General features: G+C 71.7%; 22 protein-coding genes and 2 tRNA genes. 8 read left to right on the top strand and 16 right to left on the bottom strand.

The window, feature by feature from the left end:
• Window positions 1–205 precede the first annotated feature (205 nt).
• Together hrpA and HQN59_RS21310 are read left to right on the top strand one after the other, a co-directional pair.
• A complete protein-coding gene (gene hrpA, locus HQN59_RS21315) occupies window positions 206–4,435 on the top strand; it encodes an ATP-dependent RNA helicase HrpA (RefSeq protein ID WP_176071138.1) in 4,230 nt (1,409 codons plus the stop codon).
• 10 nt (window positions 4,436–4,445) lie between these two features.
• Window positions 4,446–5,072 (top strand): hypothetical protein, encoded by a 627-nt coding sequence (locus tag HQN59_RS21310; protein ID WP_246295074.1) that lies wholly within the window; start codon window positions 4,446–4,448, stop codon window positions 5,070–5,072.
• 81 nt (window positions 5,073–5,153) lie between these two features.
• Here HQN59_RS21310 and HQN59_RS21305 read toward each other — a convergent pair whose 3' ends face one another.
• The 3 genes from HQN59_RS21305 to HQN59_RS21295 form a co-directional block, all read right to left on the bottom strand.
• Window positions 5,154–5,858, bottom strand: a complete 705-nt coding sequence (locus HQN59_RS21305) for a HupE/UreJ family protein (RefSeq protein ID WP_176071137.1) — start codon at window positions 5,856–5,858, stop codon at window positions 5,154–5,156.
• A 101-nt stretch (window positions 5,859–5,959) separates the two neighbouring features.
• Window positions 5,960–6,036, bottom strand: a tRNA-Pro gene (locus tag HQN59_RS21300).
• A gap of 136 nt (window positions 6,037–6,172) precedes the next feature.
• A complete protein-coding gene (locus HQN59_RS21295) occupies window positions 6,173–6,793 on the bottom strand; it encodes a cation efflux transmembrane domain-containing protein (protein WP_176071136.1) in 621 nt (206 codons plus the stop codon).
• A 77-nt stretch (window positions 6,794–6,870) separates the two neighbouring features.
• Between HQN59_RS21295 and HQN59_RS21290 the strand changes: the two genes are divergently transcribed.
• Complete coding sequence (locus tag HQN59_RS21290; protein WP_176071135.1) at window positions 6,871–7,353, top strand: Cd(II)/Pb(II)-responsive transcriptional regulator; 483 nt, start codon at window positions 6,871–6,873, stop codon at window positions 7,351–7,353.
• 27 nt (window positions 7,354–7,380) lie between these two features.
• Here HQN59_RS21290 and HQN59_RS21285 read toward each other — a convergent pair whose 3' ends face one another.
• Together HQN59_RS21285 and HQN59_RS21280 are read right to left on the bottom strand one after the other, a co-directional pair.
• Window positions 7,381–8,163: a DUF2243 domain-containing protein gene (locus HQN59_RS21285; RefSeq protein WP_176071134.1), complete on the bottom strand. Its 783-nt coding sequence runs from the start codon at window positions 8,161–8,163 to the stop codon at window positions 7,381–7,383.
• A gap of 150 nt (window positions 8,164–8,313) precedes the next feature.
• Window positions 8,314–9,711: an alkaline phosphatase gene (locus HQN59_RS21280; protein WP_176071133.1), complete on the bottom strand. Its 1,398-nt coding sequence runs from the start codon at window positions 9,709–9,711 to the stop codon at window positions 8,314–8,316.
• 259 nt (window positions 9,712–9,970) lie between these two features.
• Here HQN59_RS21280 and HQN59_RS21275 point away from each other — a divergent pair, with 259 nt between their 5' ends.
• Both HQN59_RS21275 and HQN59_RS21270 read left to right on the top strand, forming a co-directional pair.
• Window positions 9,971–10,291, top strand: coding sequence for a hypothetical protein (locus tag HQN59_RS21275; protein WP_176071132.1), 321 nt, complete (start codon window positions 9,971–9,973; stop codon window positions 10,289–10,291).
• A gap of 24 nt (window positions 10,292–10,315) precedes the next feature.
• A complete protein-coding gene (locus HQN59_RS21270; protein WP_176071131.1) occupies window positions 10,316–13,636 on the top strand; it encodes a response regulator in 3,321 nt (1,106 codons plus the stop codon).
• Between the two features lie 45 nt (window positions 13,637–13,681).
• Here the strand turns inward: HQN59_RS21270 and bla are convergent, their stop codons facing one another.
• The 5 genes from bla to HQN59_RS21245 form a co-directional block, all read right to left on the bottom strand.
• Window positions 13,682–14,533, bottom strand: coding sequence for a class A beta-lactamase (bla, locus tag HQN59_RS21265; protein WP_176071130.1), 852 nt, complete (start codon window positions 14,531–14,533; stop codon window positions 13,682–13,684).
• A gap of 58 nt (window positions 14,534–14,591) precedes the next feature.
• Entirely contained in the window at window positions 14,592–15,977 is a 1,386-nt protein-coding gene (locus tag HQN59_RS21260) for an NAD-dependent succinate-semialdehyde dehydrogenase (RefSeq protein WP_176071129.1), read from the bottom strand.
• Between the two features lie 86 nt (window positions 15,978–16,063).
• Complete coding sequence (locus HQN59_RS21255; RefSeq protein WP_176071128.1) at window positions 16,064–16,435, bottom strand: VOC family protein; 372 nt, start codon at window positions 16,433–16,435, stop codon at window positions 16,064–16,066.
• Between the two features lie 54 nt (window positions 16,436–16,489).
• Window positions 16,490–16,765, bottom strand: a complete 276-nt coding sequence (locus HQN59_RS21250) for a DUF2164 domain-containing protein (protein WP_176071127.1) — start codon at window positions 16,763–16,765, stop codon at window positions 16,490–16,492.
• 66 nt (window positions 16,766–16,831) lie between these two features.
• Complete coding sequence (locus tag HQN59_RS21245; protein WP_176071126.1) at window positions 16,832–17,428, bottom strand: DUF6151 family protein; 597 nt, start codon at window positions 17,426–17,428, stop codon at window positions 16,832–16,834.
• 208 nt (window positions 17,429–17,636) lie between these two features.
• Here HQN59_RS21245 and HQN59_RS21240 point away from each other — a divergent pair.
• Both HQN59_RS21240 and HQN59_RS21235 read left to right on the top strand, forming a co-directional pair.
• Window positions 17,637–17,713: transfer RNA gene (locus HQN59_RS21240), tRNA-Arg, on the top strand.
• 162 nt (window positions 17,714–17,875) lie between these two features.
• On the top strand, window positions 17,876–18,742 hold the full coding sequence (locus HQN59_RS21235) for a ChaN family lipoprotein (RefSeq protein ID WP_176071125.1): 867 nt from the start codon (window positions 17,876–17,878) through the stop codon (window positions 18,740–18,742).
• 166 nt (window positions 18,743–18,908) lie between these two features.
• Here HQN59_RS21235 and HQN59_RS21230 read toward each other — a convergent pair whose 3' ends face one another.
• The 4 genes from HQN59_RS21230 to HQN59_RS21215 form a co-directional block, all read right to left on the bottom strand.
• The gene (locus HQN59_RS21230) at window positions 18,909–19,601 is read right to left on the bottom strand and encodes a glutathione S-transferase C-terminal domain-containing protein (protein ID WP_176071124.1); all 693 of its coding nucleotides are present in this window, start codon (window positions 19,599–19,601) and stop codon (window positions 18,909–18,911) included.
• Window positions 19,602–19,690: 89 nt separating this feature from the next.
• A complete protein-coding gene (locus HQN59_RS21225) occupies window positions 19,691–20,938 on the bottom strand; it encodes an acyl-CoA dehydrogenase family protein (protein WP_176071123.1) in 1,248 nt (415 codons plus the stop codon).
• A gap of 50 nt (window positions 20,939–20,988) precedes the next feature.
• Entirely contained in the window at window positions 20,989–22,086 is a 1,098-nt protein-coding gene (locus HQN59_RS21220; protein ID WP_176071122.1) for a phosphotransferase, read from the bottom strand.
• Between the two features lie 24 nt (window positions 22,087–22,110).
• Window positions 22,111–22,896, bottom strand: coding sequence for an oxepin-CoA hydrolase, alternative type (locus HQN59_RS21215; protein ID WP_176071121.1), 786 nt, complete (start codon window positions 22,894–22,896; stop codon window positions 22,111–22,113).
• A 177-nt stretch (window positions 22,897–23,073) separates the two neighbouring features.
• Here HQN59_RS21215 and HQN59_RS21210 point away from each other — a divergent pair, with 177 nt between their 5' ends.
• Window positions 23,074–24,753: a hypothetical protein gene (locus HQN59_RS21210; RefSeq protein WP_176071120.1), complete on the top strand. Its 1,680-nt coding sequence runs from the start codon at window positions 23,074–23,076 to the stop codon at window positions 24,751–24,753.
• A gap of 7 nt (window positions 24,754–24,760) precedes the next feature.
• Here HQN59_RS21210 and HQN59_RS21205 read toward each other — a convergent pair whose 3' ends face one another.
• Together HQN59_RS21205 and HQN59_RS21200 are read right to left on the bottom strand one after the other, a co-directional pair.
• Entirely contained in the window at window positions 24,761–25,948 is a 1,188-nt protein-coding gene (locus HQN59_RS21205) for a methionine aminotransferase (RefSeq protein WP_176071119.1), read from the bottom strand.
• Entirely contained in the window at window positions 25,945–26,889 is a 945-nt protein-coding gene (locus HQN59_RS21200; RefSeq protein ID WP_176071118.1) for a CysB family HTH-type transcriptional regulator, read from the bottom strand. The genes HQN59_RS21205 and HQN59_RS21200 overlap by 4 nt, the downstream gene beginning before the upstream one ends.
• Between the last annotated feature and the right edge of the window lie 29 nt (window positions 26,890–26,918).

The raw sequence follows: 26,918 nt of genomic DNA, 5'->3' as shown, positions 1-26,918 counted from the left end.
GTCGCCTGGTGCGGGCGGGGTCTTGCAGGACCTGCCGACTCGAACGGCCCACACGCGTGGAAAAGTTGTATGCAGCAGCGTGGGCACGTGCGCAATGTCGGGCAGCCGATGCGCGCCCGCAATCAGGGAAAAGCCTCCTCGGCGTCGTCGACGCGCCGTCGGTCACGATCGGCATGGAGAACCACCCCCGGGATAATGCGGACCCATGTCCGCGTCCGATTCGAGCGTTCCTTCCGCCGCCGCGGGCGCGGTCGACGTTGCCGACGGCAGTCCGCGGGCAGGCGTGCGCCGGCGTCGTGACCCTGCGGCCGGCAGCGACGCTGCGCCGGCTGAGCGCGCCGCCGTGCCGCGCCGCGCGTCGCTGCCGCGCATCGAGTTTCCCGACGCACTGCCGGTCTCGCAGCGACGCGACGAGATCGCGGAGGCCTTGCGCGAGCATCAGGTGGTCATCGTCGCCGGCGAAACCGGCTCGGGCAAGACGACGCAGCTGCCGAAGATCGCGCTCGCGCTCGGCCGCGGCGTCGCCAACACCGGCAAGCTGATCGGCCATACGCAGCCGCGCCGCATCGCCGCATCGAGTGTCGCCAAGCGCATCGCGGACGAACTGCAGACGCCGCTCGGCGAGGTCGTCGGCTACAAGGTGCGTTTCCAGGACCGGCTCGCCGGCGACGCCAGCGTCAAGCTGATGACCGACGGCATCCTGCTCGCCGAGACGCAGAGCGACCCGCTGCTGCGCGCCTACGACACGATCATCATCGACGAGGCGCACGAGCGCAGCCTCAACATCGACTTCCTGCTCGGTCACCTGCGGCAGATCCTGCCGCGTCGCCCCGACCTGAAGGTGGTCGTGACGTCGGCGACGATCGACGTCGAGCGCTTCGCCGAGCACTTCGCCTCCAGCGCCGGGCCGGCGCCCGTCATCCAGGTGTCGGGACGCATGTTCCCGGTCGAGGTGCGCTGGCGGCCGTTCGAGGAGCGCCGCGACTTCGACCTGGCCGATGCCATCGTCGAGGCCGTCGACGAGCTCTGGCGCGCCGACGCGGCCGGGGCGCGCGGCGGCGACGTGCTCGTCTTCCTGCCGGGCGAGCGCGAGATCCGCGACGCTGCCGAGCGCCTGCGCAAGCATCACCCGCCGGGCGTCGAGATCGTGTCGCTGTTCGCGCGCCTCAGCCAGCAGGAGCAGGACCGCGTGTTCGAGCCGCATGCGGCGCGCCGCATCGTGCTCGCGACCAACGTCGCCGAGACCTCGCTCACGGTGCCGGGCATCCGCTACGTGGTCGACTCGGGACTGGCGCGCGTCAAGCGCTACAGCTACCGCAACAAGGTCGAGCAGCTGCTGGTCGAACCCATCAGCCAGTCGTCGGCCGGCCAGCGCGCCGGCCGCTGCGGGCGCGTCAGCGAAGGCATCTGCATCCGCCTCTATGGCGAGGACGATTTCGCCAAGCGGCCGCGCTTCACCGACCCCGAGATCATGCGGGCGTCGCTGGCGGGCGTGATCCTGCGCATGAAGTCGCTCGGCCTCGGCAGCGTCGAGGACTTCCCGTTCGTCGAGCCGCCGCCGCGTCGTGCGATCGCCGACGGCTACCAGCTGCTCAACGAGCTCGGTGCCACCGACGAGCTCAACGAGATCACGCCGGTCGGCCACGAGCTCGCGCGCCTGCCGCTCGACCCGCGCGTCGGCCGCATGATTCTCGAGGCGCGCCAGCGCGACGCGCTGGCCGAGGTGCTGGTGATCGCCGCCGCGTTCAGCGTGCAGGACGTGCGCGACCGCCCGCTCGAGCAGCAGGCGGCCGCCGACCAGGCCCACCGGAAGTTCGACGACGAGCGCTCCGAGTTCGTCGGCGACCTGAAGCTCTGGGCCTGGCTCGAGCAGTCGCGCGGGCGGCGCGCCGAGTTCGCCGGCGCCCTTGCGGCGAGTCTCGCCACGGCGATGCCGCCCGGTCGCAACGGCGCAGCGGGCGCAGACGAGCGACGCCCGCCGTCACGCGCCCGTGCCGACGCACCGCCGCGCCATGCCGGGACTGCCGCCGCAACGGCGAACGTCGACGCGCCGCAGCACAAGCTCTCGAACCGCCAGCAGGAGCAGCTGCTGCGCGAGCACTTCATCTCGCCGCGTCGCGTGCGCGAGTGGCGCGACATCCACTCGCAGCTGCAGACGGTGGTCGCCGAGCACCGCTGGCGCATCAACGCGAGCCCGGCGACGTACGAACAGATCCACCTGTCGATGCTGTCGGGGCTGCTCGGCAACGTCGGCGTCAAGAGCGACGAGGACGATTCGTACCTCGGCACGCGCGGCATCCGCTTCCATCGCCACCCGGGCGCGAATCTCTCCAAGAAGCCGGGCCGCTGGATCGTCGCCGCCGAGCTGGTCGAGACGACGCGCCTGTTCGGGCGCGGCATCGCGGCGATCGAGCCGCAGTGGCTGCCGCAGATCGCCGGCCACGTGATCAGGAAGCAGCTGCTCGAGCCGCACTGGGAGAAGAAGGCGGGCGAGGTGGTCGCGCTCGAGCGCGCGACGCTGTACGGCCTCGTCATCTACAACAACCGGCGCGTCAACTTCGGCCTCGTCGACCCGGTGGCGGCGCGCGAGATCTTCATCCGCGAGGCGCTGGTCGAGGGCGACTGGGAGACGCGTCTGCCGTTCTTCGCGGCCAATCGCAAGACCATCGCGCAGGTCCAGGAGCTCGAGCACAAGTCGCGGCGCCAGGACGTGCTGGTCGACGACGAGCTGATCTTCGCGTTCTACGACCAGCAGCTGCCCGACAACGTCTACAGCGGCCCGACGCTCGAGCGCTGGTACCGCGACGAGGTCAAGCGCCGCCCGGACCTGCTGGTGCTGAGCCGCGACGAGCTGATGCGGCACGAGGCCGCCGGCATCACGAGCGCCGCGTTCCCGAAGACGATCCGCCTCGGCGGCATCGACTGCAGCGCGACCTACCTGCACGAGCCGGGCGACCCGAAGGACGGCGTCACCGTGACGCTGCCGATCTACGCGCTCAACCAGGCGAGCGAGGAACGCGTCGAGTGGCTGGTGCCCGGCATGCTGAAGGAGAAGGTGCTCGCCCTCTTCAAGAGCCTGCCGCAGCGGCCGCGCGCGCGCCTCCTGCCGCTGCCCGAGAGCGCCGAGGCGTTCATCGCCGCGAACCCGTTCGCGACCGGCAGCCTGGTGGACCGGCTGCTCGAGTTCGTGCGCGACAAGACCCAGCTCGACGTCAAGCGCGCCGACTTCAAGCAGGAGCAGCTCGCGCCGCACCTCTTGATGAACCTGCGCGTGGTCGACGAGAACGGGCGCCAGCTCGGCACCTCGCGCAACCTCGCCGCACTCAAGAGCGAGCTCGGCGGCGCAGCGCGCTCGGCATTCCAGGCGCTGGCGGCGCTGAAGCTGCAGGGCACGGCGGCGTTGCCCGCAGCGAGCGCGGGCGCCGGCGGGCTTCAGGCGCCCGTCAAGACCGCGGCCACGCCCGGTGCCCGCCCGACGCCCGGTGCCGTCCGAACGCCGCCGCCCGGCCGCACCGCGCCGCCGCCGCGTGACGGCCCCGCGGCGTCCGCAGCGCCGGCGACCCCGCACGCGCCGGCAGCCGGCGAGCCGGCGCGCTATACGTCGTGGACCTTCGGCGAACTGCCCGAGCTCATGGAACTGCGCCAGCGCGGCCAGGTTCTGGTCGGCTTTCCCGCGCTGATCGACCATGGCACGCACGTCGAGATCGAGGTGTTCGACGAGCCGGAGGTCGCCGCGGCCCGGCACCGCGCGGGCCTGCGGCGCCTGGTCGCGCTGCAGATCCGCGACGTGCTGAAGACGGTCGAGAAGAACGTGCCCGGCCTGCAGCAGATGGCCGTCGCCTACATGCCGCTCGGCACCTCGGACGAGCTGCGCACGCAGATCATCGAGCGCGCGCTGGACCGTGCCTTCCTCGGTGATCCGCTGCCGACCGATGCCGCGGCGTTCACGCGACGCATCGCCGAGGGGCGGCCGCGGCTGACGCTCATCACCAACGAGATCGCGCGCAGCGTCGCCGAGATCCTGACCGAGTTTGCGACCGCCCACCGCAAGCTGAAGGACGCGCGGCCGCCCAAGGACGTCGCCGACGACATCGCGGCGCAGCTCGGCCGGCTGGTCGGCAAGCGCTTCGTGCTCGAAACGCCCTGGGAGCGCCTGGCCCATCTGCCGCGCTACTTGCGGGCGATCGTGATGCGACTCGACAAGCTGCGCGCCGATCCGGCGCGCGACGCCGAGCGGCTGGCCGAGCTGCGGCCGATCGAGCAGCGCTACCTGCGCTACGCGGCCGACCGCCGCGGCGCGCGCGATCCGCGCCTCGAGGAGTTCCGCTGGCTGCTCGAGGAACTGCGCGTGAGCCTCTTCGCGCAGGAGCTGCGCACGCCGCAGCCGGTGAGCGTCAAGCGCCTCGACAAGGCGTGGGCGCAGCTCACGTCGTAGGCTTGCGTCGATGAACGCGCCCAAGCTCCCCGTGCAGTGGCAAGCCCGTGCCGGCGGTGCGCTGCAGGCGCTGCGCGACGCAGTGCGGCCCGAGGTCGCGCGCCATGGCGCGATTCCGACGACCGCGTCGGAGCTCGACGCGGTCGCGCAGCGCTGCCAGGCCATGGTGCGGCGCCGTGCGCTGGTCGCCGCCGGCGTCGCGGTGGTGCCGGTGCCGGGGCTCGACTGGCTGGTCGACGTCGGCACCGTGGCCAAGCTCAGCCGCTCGATCAACGAGGCGTTCGGCCTCGGCCCGGCGCAGATCGCGCGCCTCGCGCCGAACCGCCGCGAAGCCGTTTACAACGCGATCTCGGCCGGCGGCGGTCTGCTGGTCGGCAAGCTCGTCACGCGGGGGCTGGTCCTGAGGATGCTCAAGCTCGTCGGCGTTCGTCTCACCACGCAGCAGGCCGCCAAGTGGGTGCCGATCGCGGGACAGGCGGTCTCCGCGGCGCTCACCTACAGCGCGCTGAAGGCGGTCTGCGACGAGCACATCCGCCAGTGCATCGAGGTGTCGCGGCAGCTCGCGCAGCTGCCGGCGCCGCCCGCGGGCGACGCCGCGGCTCGCGCCGACGGGGCTCCGGACGAGACGAACCCGTGAGGGCACGGCGGTCGTGAGCGGTGCGCGTCGCGGCGTCGCCGCGCGCGGAGCCGACCGTCTCGCCCAGCGGCTCAGCGCCGCTCAGAACGGCAGCAGCGCGACGCCTGAACTGCGCTCGACGAACCACGCCGCGGCCAGCAGCATCGCCGCGCACGATCCGCCGCCGATCACGACACGCCGGTAGCCGTCGCGCGCGCGCAGCGTGAACAGCAACGCGGACGTCACGGCGACGATGAGCAGCTGACCGGACTCGAGCCCCAGGTTGAATTGCAGCAGCGCCAAGGCGAAGCCGGGGCCCGGCAGGTCGAGCTCGGCCAGCACGCCGGCAAAGCCGAAGCCGTGGATCAGCCCGAACACGAAGGCGACCACCACGCGCCGCACCGGGAAGATCGGCACCACGTTGTCGAACGCCGCCAGCACGATGGTGAGCGCGATCGCGGGCTCGACGAACGACGCTGGCAGGGTGACGTGGCCGAGCGCGGCGAGCGCCAGGGTGATCGAGTGCGCGAGCGTGAACGCCGAGACGATGCCGACGATCGGCCACAGCGCCTCGGACAGCCGCTCGACCGGCTGCCAGCCGTGCTCGCGACTGCGCCGCATCACCGCCGGCAGCAGCAGGCAGAGCAGGAACAGCACATGGTCGTAGCCGGTCAGGATGTGCCGGATGCCGTCGGCGAAGAAGCCGCCCGGCGCCGCTGCCCGCGTCGTGGCCCACGCCGTCGCAGGGGCGGCGAGGACAGCGGCAAGGATCGTGAAACGGGCGGCGGGCACGGACCGATCGATCATGGCGCCGCACGTGCGCTGGCGCGAACGAGCGACGTCGAAGGAGGTTGCAGGCTCCCGCAGCAGCTGTGTGGCCGGGCGGCGGCTTGCGAGCGATCGAGTGATGGTCGGGGCGGCGGGATTCGAACTCGCGACCTACTGGTCCCAAACCAGTTGCGCTACCAGGCTGCGCTACGCCCCGACGAAGCGGCGATTGTAGGCGCCGCCTCTGCCGCGCCGGGCGGCGCTGCCGTTCGCGGCCGCGCGTGTGGCCGCTTCCGCTCCTCTCTCTGGGGACATGAGCTGGAAAAACCGCTGCCCCGACCGCGACGCGCACCTCACGCGGTGTGCGGCTCCCGCAGCTCGTGGCCGGCCTGCCGCGCCACGCTCGCGGCGCCGGTGAGAGCGAGCAGCGCCATCACGACCGCCACCCCGATGTCGGGCCAGGCGGTGCCGGTGCCGACCACGCCGAGGGCAGCCAGCAGGACGGCGACGTTGCCGATGGCGTCGTTGCGCGAGCAGAGCCAGACCGAGCGCATGTTGGCGTCGCCCGTGCGGAAGCGGTAGAGCAGCCAGGCGACCCCGACGTTGGCCGCGAGCGCCGCGAACCCGACCACGCCCATGGTCGCGGGCTCCGGCACCACCCCGGTCTGCAGATTCCACACGGCCTTGCCGAGGACGAACACGCCGAAGCCGGCCATGCATGCGGCCTTGAAGAGCGCCGCCTTGGCGCGCGCCGAGAGCGCCATGCCGAGCACGAACAGCGACAGCGCGTAGTTGCCGGCGTCGCCGAAGAAGTCGATCGAATCGGCGAGCAGCGAAATCGATCCGGAGCTCCACGCCGCCAGCAGCTCGGCGATGAACATCGCGGCGTTGACGACGAGCGCGATTACGAGGGCCTTGCGGTAACGCGGATCGACGCCGGGAGAGGGCGGGGCGGAGCAGCAGTGGGCGGACATGGCAGTGCAGGGCGAGTCGGAGTGGCACCATTGCAAACCCTGTAGCCGATACGGGGTCAAGCAGCAGGGGTTTCGTGATGAGGATCGGGGAGCTGGCGAGCCGGGCGGGGTGCGATGTCGAGACGGTGCGCTTCTACGAGCGTGACGGTCTGCTCGAGGCGCCGGCGCGCGACCCCTCGGGCTATCGCCGCTACGACCGGCGCCACCTGCAGCGCGTGCAGTTCATCCGCCACTGCCGCTCGCTCGACATGCCGCTGGCGGAGATCCGCCGCGTGCTCGGGTTTGCGGCGACGCCTGACGCCGCCTGCGGGCACGTGGACGAGCTGCTCGATGGGCACATCGCGCGGGTGCGCGAGCGGCTCGAGGCGTTGCGCGCGCTCGAGGCGCAGCTGGTGGCGCTGCGCAGCCGTTGCGACGGCGACGCCTCGCACACCTGCGCGATTCTCGAGTCGTTCCAGTGCGACGCGGCGCTGCACGGGGCGGCGTGCGGTGGCGGCGCCGCCGCCACGAAGCGGGTCGCTGCCGACGATGCAGCGCAAAGCTCGACGCCACGCACCTGACCGGGTGAGCGCCACCGCCGGCGTCTCCTACAAGGCTTTCGACCACGAGAAGCAACCGAGCGCGACCGCCGAGTTGCTGACCAGCAGCGCGCCGCTGCCGTAGAGCCTCCAGGCGGCGCGCGGCTCCTTCATCGAGACGGCCCAGAGACCGCCCGAGCGGTCGACCCAGCGCACGCGCGCATCGACGCGTGCCAGCGCGTCGAACGCCGCCACCGGGCTGACGCCGGGTGCGAACAGCACCATCACCTGGTCGCCGTCTCCGGTCGGCAGGGCCGCGACCGGGCCGGCAACAACCGCCGCGAACGCGAGGGCGGTGGCGGCTCGGCGTCCGCCGGCCGACGAGCCGGTGTCGCCGCGGCGCACGGCGAGCCAGCCCAGCACCATCGGCAGCACGCCGAACACGGCGAACCAGGCCAGATCCCACAGCAGCGGGTCCGGCGAGTCGACGCGGATGCGGTGGATGCCGGTGATCCAGTGGGAGAGCAGCGCGTCGACGACGTGCCAGAGGCCGAATCCGATCAGCGCCTGGGCCCACAGCGAGCGGCCGACGCCGGGCGCGTCGAGCACGCGCCGGCGCCGCCAAAGCGCGACCAGGGCGCCGGCCGCGATCAGGTACATGAGGGCGTGGAAGAGGCCGTCGGCCAGCACCTGCGTTCGCATGTCGCGCACGGCGTCGACGTTCGACAGCAGGTGGTGCCACTGCAGGATCTGGTGCAGCAGGATGCCGTCGAAGAAGCCGCCGATCGCAACGCCGAGCAGCAGCGCCGGCCAGCGCGTCGCCGTGGGGGTCGGGGTCGAAGTCGAGCTCATCGCGGCACTCCAGGGTGGAACGCCCGGGCGCGGCAATCGGTACGCCCGCGCACCACGGTCGGGTCCGTTCGTGCTCGGCGCTCTCCGGGCTCGGCACGAGCGCGACGCCGCGGCGATCCCCGGTCGCGCACCTCCGTGCGGCCGCGCCGGCTACGGCTGCCCGAACAACGCGTGCAGGATGCGCGCGAAGTCGGTGTTGTCGTGATACCCGCGAAAGCGCTCGGCGCCCGGCCCGATCGCGCCGACCACCACCGGCTCGGTGGTGTGGCCCGAGGTGCCCCAGTAGATGCCGCTCTGCCGCGCCACCATGCGGCCGAGCGCGTTCTGCACCGGGTAGCTGTGGTTGCGCTCCAGGAGCTGGCGCTTGACGATCGCCTCGCGCAGGTCGTCGTCGAGCCGGAAACCCGGGAAGTGCTTGCCGACCAGCTTGTCAATGTCGGCGGGGCTCGGCGCCTGGCCGAGCGTGTCGAGCGCCTTCTCGAGCGAGATCGTGACGCCGGCGAGCAGCTTGAGGTGCTCGTTCGCGGAGTAGAAACGGTTGCGCGAGGTCACGTCCCTGAGGTCGCGCTGCGCGTAGGTGACGCTGAGGCCGCCCGTCTCATGGTCCCCGGTGACGACGATCAGGGTGTCGGGGTGGCGCTTCTGGAATTCGAGCGCGACCCGCACGCCTTCGTCGAACGCCCAGAGGTCGCGCATCAGCGCGGCGGCGTCGTTGCGGTGGCCGGCGGTGTCGGTGTTCTCGTTCTCGGCGAACAGGAAAAAGCCCCGCGGGCTGCCTTCGAGCGCCTTCAGCGCCGCGGTCACCATGTCGGCGTACGACGGCTGCGTGGTCGGGGCGCGGTCGATCTCGAAGTCCATCGCGTCGTCCGAGAAGAGGCCCAGCACGCGCGAACCCTGCACGCCGCGCAGGTCGGCCGCGGTGCGCGCGACCGCGTAGCCCTTGCCGACGAACGCGGCGAGCACATCGCGGCCGTCCTTGCGCTTGCCTCCCGGCGCACGCTCGGGCAGGAACTGATCGCTGCCGCCGCCGAGCATCACGTCGGGTTCGAGCGCGAAATACTGGTCGACGATGTCGGCGTGGTTGGCGCGGTTGCGGGTGTGCACCGAGAACGCCGCCGGTGACGCGTCGTAGATCTCGGCGGTGGTGACGAGGCCGATCCGCTTGCCCGCGGCCTTGGCCACTTCGGCGGCGGTGCGCTCGGGCTTGCCGTCGGGGCCGACGCCGATTGCGCCGATCGTCGTCTTGACCCCGGTCGACATGGCCGACGCGGTCGCCGCCGAGTCGGTGGCGAATGCTTCGTGGGGATGTGTTGTCAGGAAGCCGGTGCTGCCCTGCGCGAACACCGTGTCGGTGACCGCGAAGCCGGCGTTGCGCAGCACGCGGCTCGAATAGCGCCCGAACTCCCACTGGGTGGCGGCGACGCCGTCGGCGTAAAGGACGATCACGTTCTTCGGCCCGCCGGCGCTGCCGGTCGGCGTTGCACACGAGACGAGAACGCTGGCCACGGCGACGAGCAGCCACCGCACGATGGGGATCGAGAACGTCATGCTGGGTCTCCTGATGTCTTGTTGTGATGCGCGACGGCGCGGTCGGGCGCTGCGTGCGGCGCCGCGCCGGCACCGAGCCGTTCGACGCCGGACCATTCTGGCGCCGCTCCGGGCGCGCGCAAGCCGCGGCACACCCTCGGGGAGCGCTCGCCGATCGGGGTCGTCGTGGCGATCACCCGAGCATCGGCGGCGGCGACGGCCATGCCAGGTCGGGGCAAGGCGAACCCATAGCCTGGCGTATCCTGCGACATCCATGCGATTGGCCGAGTTCATCGATCAGGACAGGGAGCAGATCCCGGGCGAACGGGAGTCGTTCGCGGCCACGCTGCCGCCCTCGGCCAGGGGACTCGACTCGAAGGTGCTGCGCGATGACCCGTCGCAGATCCTCGACGCCGGCGTGCTCGACCTGAAGCCGCCTCGGACCGCCGAACAGGCCGACGAGAGGCCGCAGGGCAGGGCGGTGCAAGCTCGTGCGACGGACGAACGGTGTTCAAGGTCCTGCCGCGGACGCCAGCCTCATGACGCTCCCGGCCGGCGTGGCCAGGGTGGCGCCGCATCGGGGCGGCTCTCGCTAACCTGACCACTAGAACAAGACCCTCGCGCTTTGAACGGCACGACCCTCGACCGACCGGTTGCCCCGTACGGGACGTGGCGGCGCTTCGTCGCGCAGATCGCCGCACTCGGCGCCGGGCTGGCGGGCGTCAGCGTGCTGCTCGGCTGGGCGTTCGACGTGCCGGCGCTGCGCAGCGTCATCCCGGGTGCGGTCCAGATGAAGGCCAACACGGCGGTCGCGCTGCTCGCCTCCGCCATCGCCCTGGGAGGGGCGCTGCACGAAGGGCGGTCCGCGCGCCGCGCCGCGGCGCTCGTGCTTTCGGGCTTCGTCGTGCTGGTCGGTGCACTCACGCTCTGGCAGTACCTGGCGGGCGTCGACCTTCGCGTCGACGAGTTGCTGGTACGTGATACCGGCAACGCCTACAACCCCGCCAAGGGACGCATGTCGCCGTACACGGCGGGAGCGTTCGTCGCGCTCGGTGTGGCGACCGGCCTGCTCGCGCTGCGCCGGGGCCCCCGCATCGTGCAGGTCGCGTCCGGGCTGGTTTCCGGCGTCGGCGTGACCGCGATCACGGGCTATGTATGGAACGCCAGCGACATCGTGACCGACCGGGTGGCGCCGCCGGTGGCGCTCAACACGGCGCTCGCGTTCGTCCTGCTTGGCGTGGCCACGTTCCTGCTGGCGACCCGCGCGCGCGGCCAGCCCAGCCGTCAACGCGCCCGCATCGAGGCGCTGCTCTTCGCCGCGTTCATCCCGGCGCTGCTGCTGGTGTTCGTCGGCGGCGGCGTCACCTACCGTGCGGCGGCCGACTTCGCGAGCACCGCGGCGCTGGTCGCCCATACCCAGCAGGTGCGGGGCGAGCTCGGCCGCCTGCTCGCGGTGATCACCGACGCCGAGGTCGCGGCGCGCAACTTCCTGGTGACGCGCGACCCGTCGTTCCAGCGCCGGCTCGACTCGACCTCGCTCGAGGCGCGCTCGCGCGGGTCGGCCCTGCGCGAAATGGTCGCCGACAACCCCGCGCAACAGGCACGCGCCGAAGCGCTGCAGGGCTGGCTCGACCTGCACCTGGGCGCGCTGCGCGAGCGCCTGGGCACGGCGGCCAACGACGACGCGGCGGTGCGCGAGCGCCTCGCCTCGTATGCGCGCTCCGACGTCGACCAGCGGGTGCGCCGACTGATCCGCACCATGGACGATGTCGAGCACGGCCTGCTCGAGAGCCGCCTCAGCCGCTCGGAGGCACAGCGCGCCGCCGCCGTGCAGATGCTGCTCGCGACCACGCTGCTCGCGGGGCTGGTGGTGCTCGTGCTGTTCCGCAGCATCCGCCGCGAGATGGACGCCCGCCGCATCGCCGAGGACGAGCTGCGGCAGTCGAACACCGACCTCGAGAAGGCGCGCCTCGACTCGGAGGCGGCGAGCCGTGCCAAGTCGGCGTTCCTGGCCAACATGAGCCACGAGATCCGAACGCCGATGAACGCCATCATCGGTCTGACCTATCTGATGCGGCGCGAGGCCAGCGACGCGACGCAGCGCGACCGCCTCGAGAAGGTCAACGACTCGGCGCAGCACCTGCTGCAGCTGATCAACGACATCCTCGACATGTCCAAGGTCGAGGCCGGCAAGATGGCGCTCGAGCAGACTGAGTTCAGCCTCGAGGCGCTGGTCGCGTCGGCGACCGAGATGGTCGGCGGCAAGGCGCGCGAGAAGGGCCTCGAGCTGATCCTCGACACCGCCGACCTGCCGATGCGGCTCGTCGGCGACCCGACGCGCCTCTCGCAGATCCTCATCAACCTGCTCTCGAACGCCGTCAAGTTCACCGAGCATGGCTGGGTCCGGCTGCGCGCCAGCGTGGTCGCCGAGGAGGACAGCTCGATGCTGGTCCGCTTCGAGGTGCAGGACACCGGGCCGGGCATCCCCGCCGAGCGCCAGGCCGTGCTGTTCAAGCCGTTCGAACAGGTCGACAGCTCGATCTCGCGCCAGCACGGCGGCACCGGCCTCGGCCTGGCGCTCACGCGCGAACTGGCGCGCGCGATGGGCGGCGATGCGGGGGTGAGCAGCTCGCCCGGCGCCGGCAGCACTTTCTGGGTGACGGTGCGGCTCGGCCGCGGCAGCGCGGGTGCATCGGGCGGCGTGGTGTCGCTGCGCGGTCAGCGCGTGCTGCTCGTCGACGACTTGCCGGAGTCGCTGGTCGTCATCGGCGAGCGGCTGCGCTCGATGCAGGTCGAGGTCGAGGCGTGCGCGAGCGGCATTGAGGCGATCGAGCGGGTCCAGCAGGCGCGCGCCGAAGGACGGGGCTACGACGCGCTCGTCGTCGACTGGCAGATGGAGCCGCTCGACGGGCTCGAGACGCTCGGCCGGCTGCGTCGGGTGTGGGGCGGCTCGACGCCGCCGGCGCTGATGATCACCGCGTTCGACGATCCGTCGCTGGTGCGACGCGCGGCGGCGGCGGGCTACGAGCAGGTGCTGCTCAAGCCGATCACCGGCTCGGCCTTGCACGATGCGCTCGCCGAACTGTTGCGCCGCAGGGTCGTGCCACGTCACGCGCTCGCTCCGACCTCGAGCGCCGAGACGCGGCTGCGCGAGGAGCACGCCGGCCGGCGCATCCTGCTGGCCGAGGACAACCCGCTGAACCGGCTGCTGGCCGAGGAGATCCTGCGCGGCGTCGGCCTCGTCGTCGAGACCGCGGGCGACGGCGTGCGGGCGGTCGAGATGGCGACCGCCGGCGACTACGACCTCGTGCTGATGGACATGCAGATGCCGCGCATGAGCGGGCTCGAGGCTACGCGCGCGATCCGCTCCGCGCCCGGCCTCGCAATGCCGATCATCGCGATGACCGCGAACGCCTTCATGGAGGATCGAGAGGCGTGCCTCGCGGCCGGCATGGACGACCACGTCACCAAGCCCGTCGACCCCGACACGCTGTTCACCACGCTGCTGCGCTGGCTGCCGGCGCCGCAGCGCGACACCGCGCGCGGCGACGACTCGGTGCGGCCTGACGCCGCCAAGCGGTCGCTGGCGCGCCGCCTCGAAGGAGTCGACGGCCTCGACGTCGCGGCCGGGCTGCGCCACGTGTCGAACCAGCCGGCGGTGCTCGAGCGCGCGCTGCAGTATTTCGCCGCGTCGTATCGCGGCGGCCTGCCCGAGTTGCTCGACGGCAGCGGCGACGACACCGAGGTGCGGCTGCGCTGGCAGGCCGTGTGTCACTCGATGCGCAGCGCGTTGCAGAGCGTCGGTGCGTCGGCGCTCGCCGAGCAGATGATGCGTCTTGAGGCCGATCTGAAGGCGAGCGTCGCACTCGAGCGACTCGCCGACCGCGCACGCGCGATCCACGAGGCCGTGAGACGCCTGGCCGACGAGCTCGCGACGCGGCTCTGACGCATGCTTCAGGCAGGCGGCATCCGGAGCGCCGCCGCGGTTCGGTCAGACCAGCTGGCTTGCGACCAGCCGGGCGACGCCGGTGTACAGAGCCTCCAGTTGCGCCGCGGTCGGCGCGCCTGCGCGCGTGTAGACGCTCACCACGAGCGGCCCTCCCGACGCCGGCCAGATCACGGCAATGTCGCCGCTCGCGTCCTTGCCGTTGCTGCCGGTGCGGTTCGCGATCGGCCAGCCCGGCGGCAGGCCGGCGCGCAGGCGGTTGGCGCCGGTGCGGCAGTTCAGCATCCACTGCGTGAGCCGCTCGCGCGAGGGCGGCGCGAGCACGTCGCCCAGGACCATGCGGCGCAAGGTCGTCGCCATTGCCGCCGGTGTGGTGGTGTTCTCCGGTCGCCCCGGCGGCGTGCGGTTCAGCAGCGGCTCGCCGTCGTCGAGCCGCGAGACCGTGTCGCCGATGGCGCGCCAGAACGCCGTGAGCGCCGGCGGTCCGCCGACCCGCGCGAGCAGGAGGTTGGCGCAGGTGTTGTCGCTGAGCTCGACCGCGCCCCGGCACAGCTCGGCGATCGAGAGCGCGCCCTTGGCGAGGTTCTCGCGCGCGAGCGGCGCGTGCTCGTGGAGATCGGCCGCGCCGTACCGAATGGTCTGCTCGAGCGTCATGCGCTTCGCGTCGACGCGCTGGAGCACGAGGGCGGCGAGCGAGGCCTTGAACGTGCTGCACATGAGAAAGCGCTGGTCGGCGCGCCACGCGAGCGTGGCGCCGCTGGCGAGGTTCTCGGCATGCATGCCGACGCGTCCCCCGGTCGTGCGTTCATAGGCCTCGAGTTCCGAGGCCACCGCCGCCCACGCCGGCCAGCTCGCCAGAGAAGGCAGGGCGGCCAGACAGGTGCGGCGACTCAACATCGCCGGACCCTCCGGGGAGGCGACGCGCGGCGCGCGCGAGCAAGGAGTCGCCGCATCGCTATCCCTTCACCTGCACCGACTTCACGTTGACGAATTCGCGAATGCCGAAGTCGGCGCACTCGCGGCCGAAGCCCGAGTGCTTGACGCCGCCGAACGGCATCCGGGAATCGGAGCGAACGTTGTCGTTGACGAAGCTCATGCCGGCGTCGAGTTCCTCCGCCGCGATGCGCTCGCCGCGCGCCAGGTCGCGCGTCAGCACGCCCGAGCCGAGGCCGAACTCGCTGGCATTGGCGATCCGGATGGCGTCAGCCTCGTCGGCGGCCTCGATCACCGCGGCCACCGGGCCGAACACCTCCTCGTCGTGCGCCGGCTGGCCGGACCGCACGTCGGTGAGCACCGTCGCCGGGTACCACGCGCCCGGGCGATCGGGCACCTGTCCGCCGAGCAGCAGCCGGGCGCCGCCGGCGACGCTGCGCTGCACCTGCTCGTGCACCTGGTCGCGCGCATCGACGCTTTGCAGCGGGCCGAGCCGGGTCGCCGCATCGCGCGGGTCGCCGATCACGTAGCCGCGCATCGCCTCGACGAGAGCCGCCTCGAACGCCTCGCGCAGCGGCTTGACGACGATGAAGCGCTTGCCGGCGATGCAACTCTGACCGGCGTTCACCATCCGCGCCGCGGCGCAGACCTTCGCAGCGGCCGCGGCGTCGGCGTCCTCGAGCACCAGGTAGGCGTCGGAACCGCCGAGCTCGAGCACGCACTTCTTGAGCCGACCGCCCGCGATCGCGGCGACGCTGCGGCCCGCCGCCACGCTGCCGGTCAGCGTGACGGCGGCGATGTTCGGGTCGCCGATCAATGCCTCGATCGCCTCGCTCCGGACCAGCACCGTCGCGAACAGGCCCTCCGGGAAGCCGGCCTCGCGAAAGACGGACTCGATCGCGAGCGCACAGCCCGGCGCGTTGCTCGCGTGCTTGAGCACGCCGCCGTTGCCCGCCATCAGCGCGGGCGCGGCGAAGCGGAACACCTGCCAGAACGGGAAGTTCCACGGCATCACGGCGAGCACCACGCCGAGCGGGTTGAAGGTGACGAACGCGTTGGTGCCTTCGATGTCGACGGGCTGGCGCGCCAGGTACCGCTCGGCATGGGCTGCGAAGTGCTCGCAGGCCCCCGCGCACTTCTCGACCTCGGCGCGACCGTCGGTGACGGTCTTGCCCATCTCGCGCGTCATCAGATCGGCGTACTCGTCGCGGCGCTTGCGCAGCACCGCGCCGGCCGCGCGCATCAGCCGCGCACGCTCGTCGAACCCGGTGCGCCGCCAGGCCCGCTGCGCCGCGGCGGCGCGTGCCGCTGCTTCGGCCGCCTGCTGCGCGCTGTGCCCCGGATACGAGCGCCCGGGCTCGAGCGTCGCGGGGTCGACGGTCCTGAACTCGTGGATCGCATCGCTCATCGTTGCTCCTTTCGTCGTGCGCGAGCGCACGGCAAGCAGCCGGCCCGCGCGTCCGTTCGCACGAGCCGAGACGGGCGAGCGCGTCGCTACTGCATCGAATGCAGCCCGATCATGTTGCCCTCGGTATCGGTCACCAGCGAGATGAAGCCGTACGGCCCGATCGACATCTTGGGCTTGTGGACCTGACCGCCATTGGCGGCGGCGCGGCCTTCCTCGATCGCGCAGTCGTCGCACATGAAGTAGACGATCGTGCTGTTGCCGCCCGCGGGCATGCCGTCCATGCGGACCAGCGCGCCGGCGGCGCCCGTCGCCTCGCGGCTGCTGGGGAATGCCCACATCTCGATCTCGGGGCTCGGCAGCTGCTCGAGCGTCGTCCCGAGCACGGCCTCGTAGAAGGCGCGGGCGCGCCCGCTGTCCTCCACGTAGATCTCGAACCAGCCGACAGGGTTGCTCTTCATCGTTGACTCTCCGGGGGTGAAACGCGGCAGCGCCGCAACGGGGAAGCGGACCGATCAGCGCCGGCGCGGCGTCTTCGCGTCGTGCTTGCGCCAGTAGACGAACTCGTCCTCGTGGACCTCGAAGTCGAGCTCGGCGACACGCGCGTGCAGGCGCTCCTGCACGTCGGCGACGGCCTTGTTGTAGATGCTGGGGCCGATCTCCTCGAGCATGAAGCCGAGCAGTGCGCCCGCGGTGACGTTGCCGGCCGGCTCGTCCATGTTCTCGCGGAACCAGCGTTCGATCGAGAGGATGGCCTGCTGGCGGTCTTCCTTCGTGAGTTCGATGCTCATCGCGAGTGTCCGAAGGGTGGGTGTGGAGCGAACGCGCGGATCGCTCGCATCGAGCAGGTTCGACGCTCAGGACGCCTGCACCGCGGCCGTGAGTCGCGCACGTTCGGCGGCGTCGATCACCTGCGGCTCGCGCGCGGGCACGCCGCTGTCATCGAAGAACGGGTTGCGGCGCCAGCGCCCGCTCCAGCGCGCGGGGACCATGACGCGCAGCAGGCGCAGCATCGCGACGGTAGCGGCAACCGGCGTCGCCGTCACCTTGCGGCGTGCCGACCCTGTGTTGATGCGCACCCGCGCCGCTCCGAACGCGGCATCGAGCGGCTGCTCGTCGAGGCAGCTGTGCACGAGGCCGAGGTAGTGCACGCGCGCGTCGCGCGGCGTGTTGCCGATCGGCGTCATGCAACAGCCCGCGTACCAGCGCAGCAGGCCGCGCGGCGAGAGCGACATGCACGCGAGGCGCTCGAGGCCCTGCTCGAGGCGCACGCGCGAGGGCGCGATCGCGACGATGTCGCTGCCGCCGGCGGCGTCGAGCACGCGCCCGGGATCACCGAGGAAATGCGCATAGGCCTGGCAGTCCTTGCAGTAGCAGACGGCGCGCGCGGCGGTCGCCGGCAGCACGAGGTGCCCGCGCAAGGCGCCGCAGCGACAGCGGAGCGGATGGTTCATCGGCGCGAGCGTAGCGTGAGGATGGGCGCAGCGCACGGGGCGCTGCGTTCGTCGAACAAGTGGTCGAGCCGCCAGCTCGGCGCTCCGAACGACGGCGACCTAGAATCGCCCGCTGGCTTTCGGGGTCGGCGCGAGTCGACGCCGCGGCGACGTCGGCCGCCCCGGTCACCGCCATCGGCGCCGAGAGGCTTCCCGACCCGTTCCTGCACAGCCCGTAGCTCAACTGGATAGAGCACCGACCTTCTAAGTCGGATGTCGGGGGTTCGAGTCCCTCCGGGCTGGCCACCATCCACCCTCGGCCGCTCAGCGCCGCGTCACCGTCCCGTCGATGCATTCGGTGCCGATGCCGAGGTCCTCGAGGTGCACCCGCGGTGGGCGCCATGGCCGACGCGCGTCGTCTGCAACAGCGGCCGAGGCTGCCCGCGGCCGGTGCGCGATGATGCACGCATGAACCCGCATCCCCGCCGCTTCGTACTTGCCGGGCTCGCGGCCGGCGCCGCGGCCGCGGCGCTCGCCGCGAGCGGCTGCGCGAGCGTGCCCGCGCGGTCGTGGGAGTCGCGTCTTAGCGGTGACGCGATCGTGCTGCTCGGCGAGGTGCACGACAACCCCGCGGGGCATCGGCGCCGTCTCGAGGTGCTCGAGCGCGCGTTCGCGGCCGGCTGGCGCCCGGCGCTCGCGATGGAGCAGTTCGATCGCGAGCGGCAGGGCGACATCGACTCGGCGCGCCGCGAGCGTCCGGGCGACGCCGCGCACCTGATCGCGCGTGCGACGGGCCCGGGCGAGCCGGGCTGGGACTGGGCGCTGTACCGGCCCCTGGTCGAGCTCGCACTCCGCCACGACGTGCCGCTGATCGCCGCGAATGTTTCCAACGCCGACACGCGCCGCATCGTGCGCGAGGGTTACGGCGCGGTGTTCGGCGCGGCCGAGCGTGCGGCCGTCGGCCTCGACGCCGCGCTTGCGGCCGACTTGCAGCAGGGCCAGGAGCGCGCGATCGACGCCGGCCACTGCAACGCCTTGCCGGCCGCGCTGCTGCCGGCGATGGCACGCGCCCAGTTCGCGCGCGACGCGGTGATGGCTGCGTTGCTGCGTGCGCGGAACGGCGGCGTCGTGCTGATCGCCGGCAACGGCCACGTGCGGCGCGACCTCGGCGTGCCGCGCTGGCTCGGTGCGAGCGGGCGCGACGTCGTCAGCGTCGGCTTCCTCGAAGCCGGCGACGCGGCAACGCCGGCGCAAGCGTTCGACGCGGTGGTGCGCTCGCCGGCCGCCGAGCGCAGCGATCCGTGCGCGCGCTTTCGGGCCGCGCCGCCACGCTAGACGGAACTCGCCGCATCAGATTCGCGGGCGGTTGCAGCAGGTTGACGACACCACGCTGCGTTGCCGCAGCCGCATGGTCACCACGGTCGTCACCGCGTCCGAACTGCGCAGCACCGTCCCAGGTATTCGCGCCTCGGCTCGACGGACAACCCCGAGCGACCGCGACTCAGCGCCGCTCGTACTGCTTCGCCCCGAACAGCACCTCGCGTTCGGCGTCGGTCCGCGTCGGCTTGCGGCGGTCGGCGAGCACGGCGACGCCGCGCTGCACCGCCGGGCGCGCGGCGATGCGGTCGAACCATTCGCGCAGGCGCGGGTAGTCGGCCCAGTCCACGCCCTGGTTCTCGGCCGAGCGCAGCCACGGGAAGATCGCGATGTCGGCGATCGTGTAGTCGGGCCCGGCGATGAACGCGCTGCGCTCGAGCCGCTTGTCCATCACGCTGTAGAGGCGCCTGGCTTCGTTCGTGTAGCGGTTCACCGCGTAGGTGATCGACTCGGGCGCGTAGAGGCGGAAGTGGTGCGCCTGGCCGAGCATCGGGCCGACGCTCGCCATCTGGAACATCAGCCACTCGAGCACCTCGTAGCGCGCCCGTTCGCCGGTGGGCATGAAGCGCCCCGTCTTGGCCGCGAGGTACAGCAGGATCGCGCCCGACTCGAACAGGGCGATCGGCTCGCCGTCGGGGCCTTCCGAATCGATGATCGCCGGGATCTTGTTGTTCGGGCTGATCGCCAGGAACTCGGGCCGGAACTGGTCGCCGGCGCCGATGTCGACCGGCGTCACCACGTAGGGCAGCCCGCACTCCTCGAGCATGACGTGGACCTTGTGGCCGTTCGGCGTCGGCCACGAGTGCACTTCGATCATCGGCGGCTCCCCGCGCGGGCGACGGCCCGCGGCGCGGTCACTCTAGCGGACGCGCGGCGGATCGGCAGCGCCGTGCCGAACGGCTCGGCTCAGGCCGGCGCGTACTTGCCCAGCTCGAGCTTGGCGATCGCGTTGCGGTGCACCTCGTCGGGGCCGTCGGCGAAACGCAGCGTGCGCGCGCTCGCGTAGTAGCCCGCGAGCGGGAAGTCGTCGGAGACGCCGCCGCCGCCGTGCACCTGCATCGCCCAGTCGATGACCTGGCACGCCATGTTGGGCGCGACCACCTTGATCATGGCGATCTCGGCCTTGGCGCCCTTGTTGCCGGCCATGTCCATCATCCACGCCGCCTTCAGCGTGAGCAGGCGCGCCATGTCGATGCGGCAGCGCGCCTCGGCGATGCGCTCGCGGGTGACGCCCTGCTCGGCAACGGTCCGACCGAACGCGACGCGCGACGACGCGCGCCGGCACATCAGCTCGAGCGCCCGCTCGGCCAGACCGACGAGCCGCATGCAGTGGTGGATGCGCCCGGGGCCGAGGCGCCCCTGCGCGATCTCGAAGCCGCGTCCCTCGCCGAGCAGGATGTTGCTCGCCGGCACCCGCACGTCCTTGAAGTCGACCTCCATGTGGCCGTGCGGCGCGTCGTCGTAGCCGAACACGTTGAGCGGGCGCAGGATCGTGATGCCGGGTGTGTCGGCCGGCACCAGGATCATCGACTGCTGCTGGTGGCGCGGCGCGTCGAAGTCGGTCTTGCCCATGAAGATGAAGATGCGGCAACGCGGATCGCCGGCGCCGCTGGTCCACCACTTGCGCCCGTTGATGACGTACTCGTCGCCCTTGCGCTCGATGCGCGACTCGATGTTGGTCGCGTCGGACGAGGCGACCGCCGGCTCGGTCATCGCGAACGCGCTGCGGATCTTGCCTTCGAGCAGCGGCTCGAGCCACTGCTGCTTGTGCTCGGCGCTGCCGTAGCGCTCGATCGTCTCCATGTTCCCGGTGTCGGGCGCCGAGCAGTTGAAGACCTCGGAGCTCCAGGGCACCCGCCCCATGATCTCGGCGAGCGGCGCGTAGTCGCTGTTCGAGAGGCCGAAGTCGCGGCCACTCGCCTGGCCGTGCTTGCCCCCGGCGGTCGGCGGCAGGAACAGGTTCCAGAGCCCCTGCTCGCGTGCCTTCGGCTTGAGTTCCTCGAGCAGCTGCAGAGGCGTCCAGCGCTTGCCGGCCTTGGTGTTGGCCTCGATCTCGGCTTCGTAGCGTGCCTCGTTCGGATAGACGTGCTCGTCCATGAAGCGCAGCAGGCGCTCGCGCAGTTCCTGCGAACGCGGCGAGTAGTCGAAGTCCATGGCGTGTCTCCTCCTTCGGTGTGCTGCGGGCGCTGCGGCGGCTGCGCCCGCTAAGCCTGTTGTGCGATGCGCCAGCCCATTTCGGCCAGCGGACGGGCCCCTGCCGCCGACTGGCGTGCCTGCGCGCTCGACGCGGTGCCGATCTCGACCCGCTTGGCGATGCCCTGCAGGATGCCGGCCATGCGGAACAGGTTGTAGGCGAGATAGAAGTTCCAGTCGGCCATCACCGCGTCGGGGTCGGCGCGGCCGGTGCGCTCGCAGTAGCGCCGCACGTACGCCTTCTCGGTGGGGATGCCGAGCGCGTCGAGGTCGAGCCCGCCGATGCCGCGGAACGATCCGGGCGCGATGTGCCACGACATGCAGTGGTAGCTGAAGTCGGCGAGCGGATGGCCGAGCGTCGACAGCTCCCAGTCGAGCACCGCGACGATGCGGTTCTCGGTGGGGTGAAAGACGACGTTGTCGAGCCGGAAATCACCATGCACCACCGAAACCTGCGAGGTGTCGCGCGCGCTCTCGGGGATGTTCGCCGGCAGCCACTCGATGAGGCGGTCCATCGCGTCGATCGGCTGCGTGATCGACGCCTGGTACTGCTTGGTCCAGCGCGCGATCTGGCGCTCGAAGTAGTTGCCCGGCTTGCCGTAGTCCGCGAGGCCGATCGCGTCGACGTCGGCGTTGTGCAGCGCCGCGATGGTGCGGTTGAGCGCATCGTAGATCTCGCCACGCGCCGCCTTGTCGTAGGCCGGCAGCGACTGGTCCCAAAGCACCCGGCCTTCGATGTACGACATCACGTAGAACGCGCGTCCGATCACGCTCTCGTCCTCGCAGAGCAGCAGCATCTCGGGCACCGGCACCTCGGTCGCGCGCAGCGCCCGCATCACGCGGAACTCGCGCTCGATCGCGTGCGCCGACGGCAGCAGCTTCGCCACCGGCCCCGGTTTGCTGCGCATCACGTACGATCGCGCCGGCGTGATCAGCTTGTAGGTGGGATTGGACTGACCACCCTTGAACTGCTCGACCGTGAGCGGCCCGAAAAAGCCGTCGAGGCGCTCGCCCAGCCAGGACTCGAGCGCGCCGACGTCGAACGCGTGCGACTCGGCGACCGGCTTGGTGCCGGCGTTCGCTTCAGGCGCTGGCGCCGGCTGGTTCATGTCGCCTCCACATCGGGCTGGGCCTCAGGGCGACGAGAACTCGGGCGGGCGCTTGGCGATGAACGCCCGCAGCCCCTCGTCGCCATTGGGATGGAACAGGTTGTCGATGAAGTGCTCGCGCTCGCAGGCGAGCTGCTGGTTCAGCGTGCGGCCCGGCGCCTGGTTGACGAGCTCCTTGGCGCTCGCCAGTGCGTTGGGCGCCATCGCGCACAGCCGCTCGGCGATCGCCATGCTGTCCGTGAGCGCCGAGCCCGGCTCGGCCACCGCGTTGACCAGGCCCATCGCGTGCAGCGTGGCGACGGGAACCGGGTCGGCGAGCCAGACAAGCTGCTGCACCAGTGCGCGCGGCAGCGACTGCAGCAGGTGCCAGCTCGTGCCGGCGTCGGGCGAGAGGCCCAGCTTGGCGTAGCTCAGCATGAAGCGCGCCTCTCGCGAGGCGACGATCATGTCGGCGGCGAGCGCGAGGCCGAACCCCGCGCCGGCGGCAGCCCCCTCGACCGCCGCGATCACCGGCTTCGGAAACACGCGGATCGCCTCGACCAGCTGGTGCAGGCGATCGATCATCTGGCGCTGCGTGTCGCGCCCCGCGGCGCGTCGCTCGATCAGACCCGAGACGTTGCCGCCGGCGCAGAAGTGATCGCCGGCGCCGCGCAGCACCACCACGCGCACCGCGGGGTCCGATTCGGCGACGCCCAGCGATTCGATGCCGGCCGAGATGACCTGCGCCGAGAGGGTGTTGCGAGTGGCCGGATCGCTGATCGTCAGCACCAGCACCGGCCCGATGCGCTCGGTCAGCAGTTCGGAAGGCATGCCGGGTCGCTCGGGAACGAGCCGCGCGAGCATCCGCGCGACGGTGAAGGAACGGCGAGGTCCATCGGAACATTGTGGCATCGCGACCCCCGCTCACGCCCTCGGGCTACCCCGCGGCGTCGGCTCTCGGGCGCGCCGGGGGTGCGTGTTAGAGTCTTTTCGGGCCAGCCCTCGACGATGCGCAACGCTTCGCTATTCCTCACGCTGGGATTGATCGCCTGCTGCGGGTTGCCTCACGCGGCAAGTGCCGTCGGCGCCGCTCCACCCGCGTTCGCAAGCCCCGCTGCACTCGAAGCACCGGCCCGACTCCCGCGAGCCGCAACCGACGAGCCATCCGTCTACCGCGTCGCGCAGGCCGCACCGGCGGCTGACCCGGCTGCTCCGGACCCGAGCCGCGCCACGAGGAGTGCGACCGACGCGATCGACGCGACGCGCATCCGCGATCTCGAAGCCGAGGTCGCGCGCCTGCGCCGCGACCTTCAGGCGGCGACCGGCACCCTCGAGGAGCTGCGCGGCCACGCCGGAACCGGCGACGCCGGTTCGGGCTTGTTCCAGCTCATCGGCGGGTTGGTCCTGCTGTGCGCCGCGGTCGCGGTCGGCTGGTGGCGCGGCCGCCGTCAGATGGTTCGCGACGCGGTGGCGAGCGGCGCACATACGGTGCCGCGCACGACTGCGACGACGAAAGCCGCCGACCTGAGCGCGGCCCCGGCGTCCGCACCGACTCCACTGCCGACGCCGGCCGCAGCGCCGCGCGACAGCGCGGCTGCCACCGAGCCCGGGCCGGCGTCGAGCGGTCCCGTCGATCTCGGTACCTCGCCCGGCCGCCTGATCGCGCCGGCTGCGGGCGAACGCGCATCGCGCCGCGGCGAGCTGGCCGAAGAAGCGCCTGCGGCGAACGAGGCCACGCCCGCCAAGCCGAAGCGCGGCCGCGTCAAGGTCGGCGACCCGAGTCCGGCCGCTCGCGCGGAGGCACGCGCGCTCGCCGAGCGCTACCGCGCGAGCATCGAGAGCCAGCGCAACGAGGCGCCGTCGTCCACGAGCCCGGCGACGCTGAGCGGCGGCGCCTCGACCTTCGCCGCCACGGGCGCGCTCGACACCGGCACCGATCCCGCGCTCGACGAATGGATCGACCTCGAGCAGCAGGCCGAGTTCTTCGTCGTGCTCGGCGAGGACGCCACCGCGATCCAGCTGCTCGACGACCACATCGCGGCGAGTGGCGACAGCCCGCTGCCGTACCTGAAGCTGCTCGAGATCCACCGGCGCCGCAACGATCGCGAGTCGTACGAGCGCACCCGCGAGGCGTTCAATGCTCGCTTCGAGGCGCTGGCTCCCGGCTGGTCGGTCGACGGCAGCTCCGGCCGCGCGCTCGACGAGTACACCGACACCCTGGGCGAGCTGCAGGCGGTGTGGAGCGACCCCGTCGCTGCGGCGGGCCGGCTCGACGAGATGCTGTTCCATCGCAGCAGCAGCGACGGCGAGGCGTTCGACTTTCCGGCATACCGCGACCTGCTGTTCCTTCACGCGATCGCGCGCGATCTCGCCGGTCCGCGCGCTCCCGAGCGCCGTTCTTCCGCGTCGCGCGACGAAGTTGTCGCGTCGCCTTCCGAGCCGCTCGAGATCGATCTCCTGCTGCCGCTCGACGAGGATGCGGCGGTGATCGCGAGCGGGCCGATCGAGCCGGTGCTGTCGACCGATGCGGCGGGCGGCCACACCGCCACCGAGGCGCGCGCCGACGGTGCCGCCAAGCCGCGCGACGACGGCGCGCTCGACCTCGACGTCTCGGGCTGGGGCGAGGACGGCGGCCAGGCGCAGGTGCTGCACACCCACCGCGCGACGGGCGCCGATCGCGCGCGCTGAGCCGGCGCTACAGCGCCGCGAGCCGGTCGAGCGCGAGCTGCAGCGTCTCGTCGCGCTTGGCGAAGCAGAGCCGGACGATCTGCTGCTCGAAGGCGTCGGCGTAGAACGGCGCGAGCGGGATCGCCGCGACGCCGATGTGCTCGGTCAGCCAGCGGCAGAACGCGACCTCGTCGAGATCGCTCACCGCGCGGTAGTCGACGCACTGGAAGTAGGTGCCCGCACTGGGCAGCGGCACCAGGCGCGTGCGCGCGAGGCCGGCGCGGAACAGGTCGCGCTTGTGCTGATAGAACGCCGGCAGCTCGAGGTGATGGCGCGGCTCGGCCATGTAGCGGGCCAGGCCGTGCTGCATCGGCGTGTTGACGCAGAACACGTTGAACTGGTGGACCTTGCGGAACTCGTCCATGAGGGCCGCCGGCGCCACCGCGTAGCCGATCTTCCAGCCGGTCACGTGGTAGGTCTTGCCGAAGCTCGAGATCAGCACGCTGCGCTCGGCGAGTCCCGCGAAGCGCGCGACGCTCTGATGCGCCGCACCGTCGTAGACCATGTGCTCGTAGACCTCGTCGCTGATGACGAGCACGTCGGTCGGCGCGAGCAGGTCCTCGAGGCGCTGCATGTCGGCCGCGCTCCACACCGTGCCGCTCGGGTTGTGCGGCGAGTTGACGACGATGGCGCGCGTGCGCGGCGACAGCGCGGCGGCGATCGCGTCGAAGTCGGGCGCGAACGTTCCGGCCGCGAGCTTGACGTGCACCGGAACACCGCCCGCCATCGTGACGGCCGGGTCGTAGCTGTCGTAGCACGGGTCGAGCACGATCACCTCGTCCCCGGGGTGTACGAACGCGAGGACCGCGGTCAGGATCGCCTGCGTCGCGCCCGCCGTGATCGTGATCTCGCGCCCCGGGTCGTAGCTGCGGCCGTAGCAGTCGGCGACCTTGCGCGCAACCGCCTCGCGCAGCTCGGGAATGCCGGCCATCGGCGCGTACTGGTTGAGGCCGCCGTGCAGCGGGGCGCTCACCGCGTCGAGCAGCGCCGGGTCGGCGTCGAAATCCGGAAAGCCCTGGCCGAGGTTGACCGCACCGCGCTGCTGCGCGAGCGCCGACATCACGGTGAAGATGGTCGTGCCGACGTTCGGCAGACGGCTCGTGAAGGCTGGCGTTCGCGCGGGGAAAGCCCGCGATTCGGGTGTGGTGCTGCTCACAGCTGGTAGTTCTCCGGGTCGCCGTTCATCGCCCGCGTGACGAGGGCACGCGTCAGCCGGTCCGACATCATCTCGGCGAACGCATAGACGAAGTTGCGCAGGTAGGCGCCGCGCTTGAACGCGATCTTGGCGACGTTCTGGCCGAACAGGTGACCGGCCGGCCGCGCGACGAGGTCGCCGCCGGACGGCTCGTCGCGCATCGCGATCTCGGCGACGATGCCGACGCCGAGGCCGAGCCGCACGTAGGTCTTGATGACGTCGGCGTCGATCGCCTCGAGCACGATGGTCGGCTTGAGCTGGCGCGTGGCGAACGCCTGGTCGACGCGCGTGCGGCCTGAGAACGAGGGGTGGTACGAGATCAGCGGCTCGGCGGCGAGGTCCTCGAGCGTCACGCGCTCCTGCTGCGCGAGGCGATGGCCGGCCGGCAGCACGATGACGTGCTGCCACTCGTAGCAGGGCAGGGTGACGAGGTCCTCGAAGTTGCCGAGCGACTCGGTGGCCAGGCCGATGTCGGCGACCTCCTCGACCAGCATCCGGCCGACCTGCTCGGGCGTGCCCTGGTGCAGGCTGATGTTGACCTTGGGGAAGCGCTTTCGCATCTGCGCCACCGGCACCGGCAGGAAGTAGCGCGCCTGGCTGTGGGTGGTCGCGATCGACAGCGTGCCGGCGTCCTGCTTCGAGAACTCGTCGCCGATGCGCTTGAGGTTGCCGACCTCGCGCATGATGACCTCGATCGACTTCAGCACCTCGCGGCCCGGCTCCGTGATGCGGCGCAGGCGCTTGCCGTGGCGCGCGAAGATGTCGACGCCGAGCTCGCCTTCGAGTTCGAGGATCGCCTTCGAGACGCCGGGCTGCGACGTGAAGAGCGCCTTGGCCGTCTCGGTGAGGTTGAGGTCGCGGCGAACCGCCTCCTGGACGAACCGGAACTGATGAAGGTTCATATTCCCCGCGGGTGAGCGCTTGCCGGCGA

The sequence above is a fragment of the Rhizobacter koreensis genome (assembly GCF_013366375.1).
Lineage (GTDB): Bacteria > Pseudomonadota > Gammaproteobacteria > Burkholderiales > Burkholderiaceae_C > Schlegelella_A > Schlegelella_A koreensis.
Note: the sequence above shows the minus strand (reverse complement) of the source record. Positions and strands in the feature narration are given on the sequence as shown.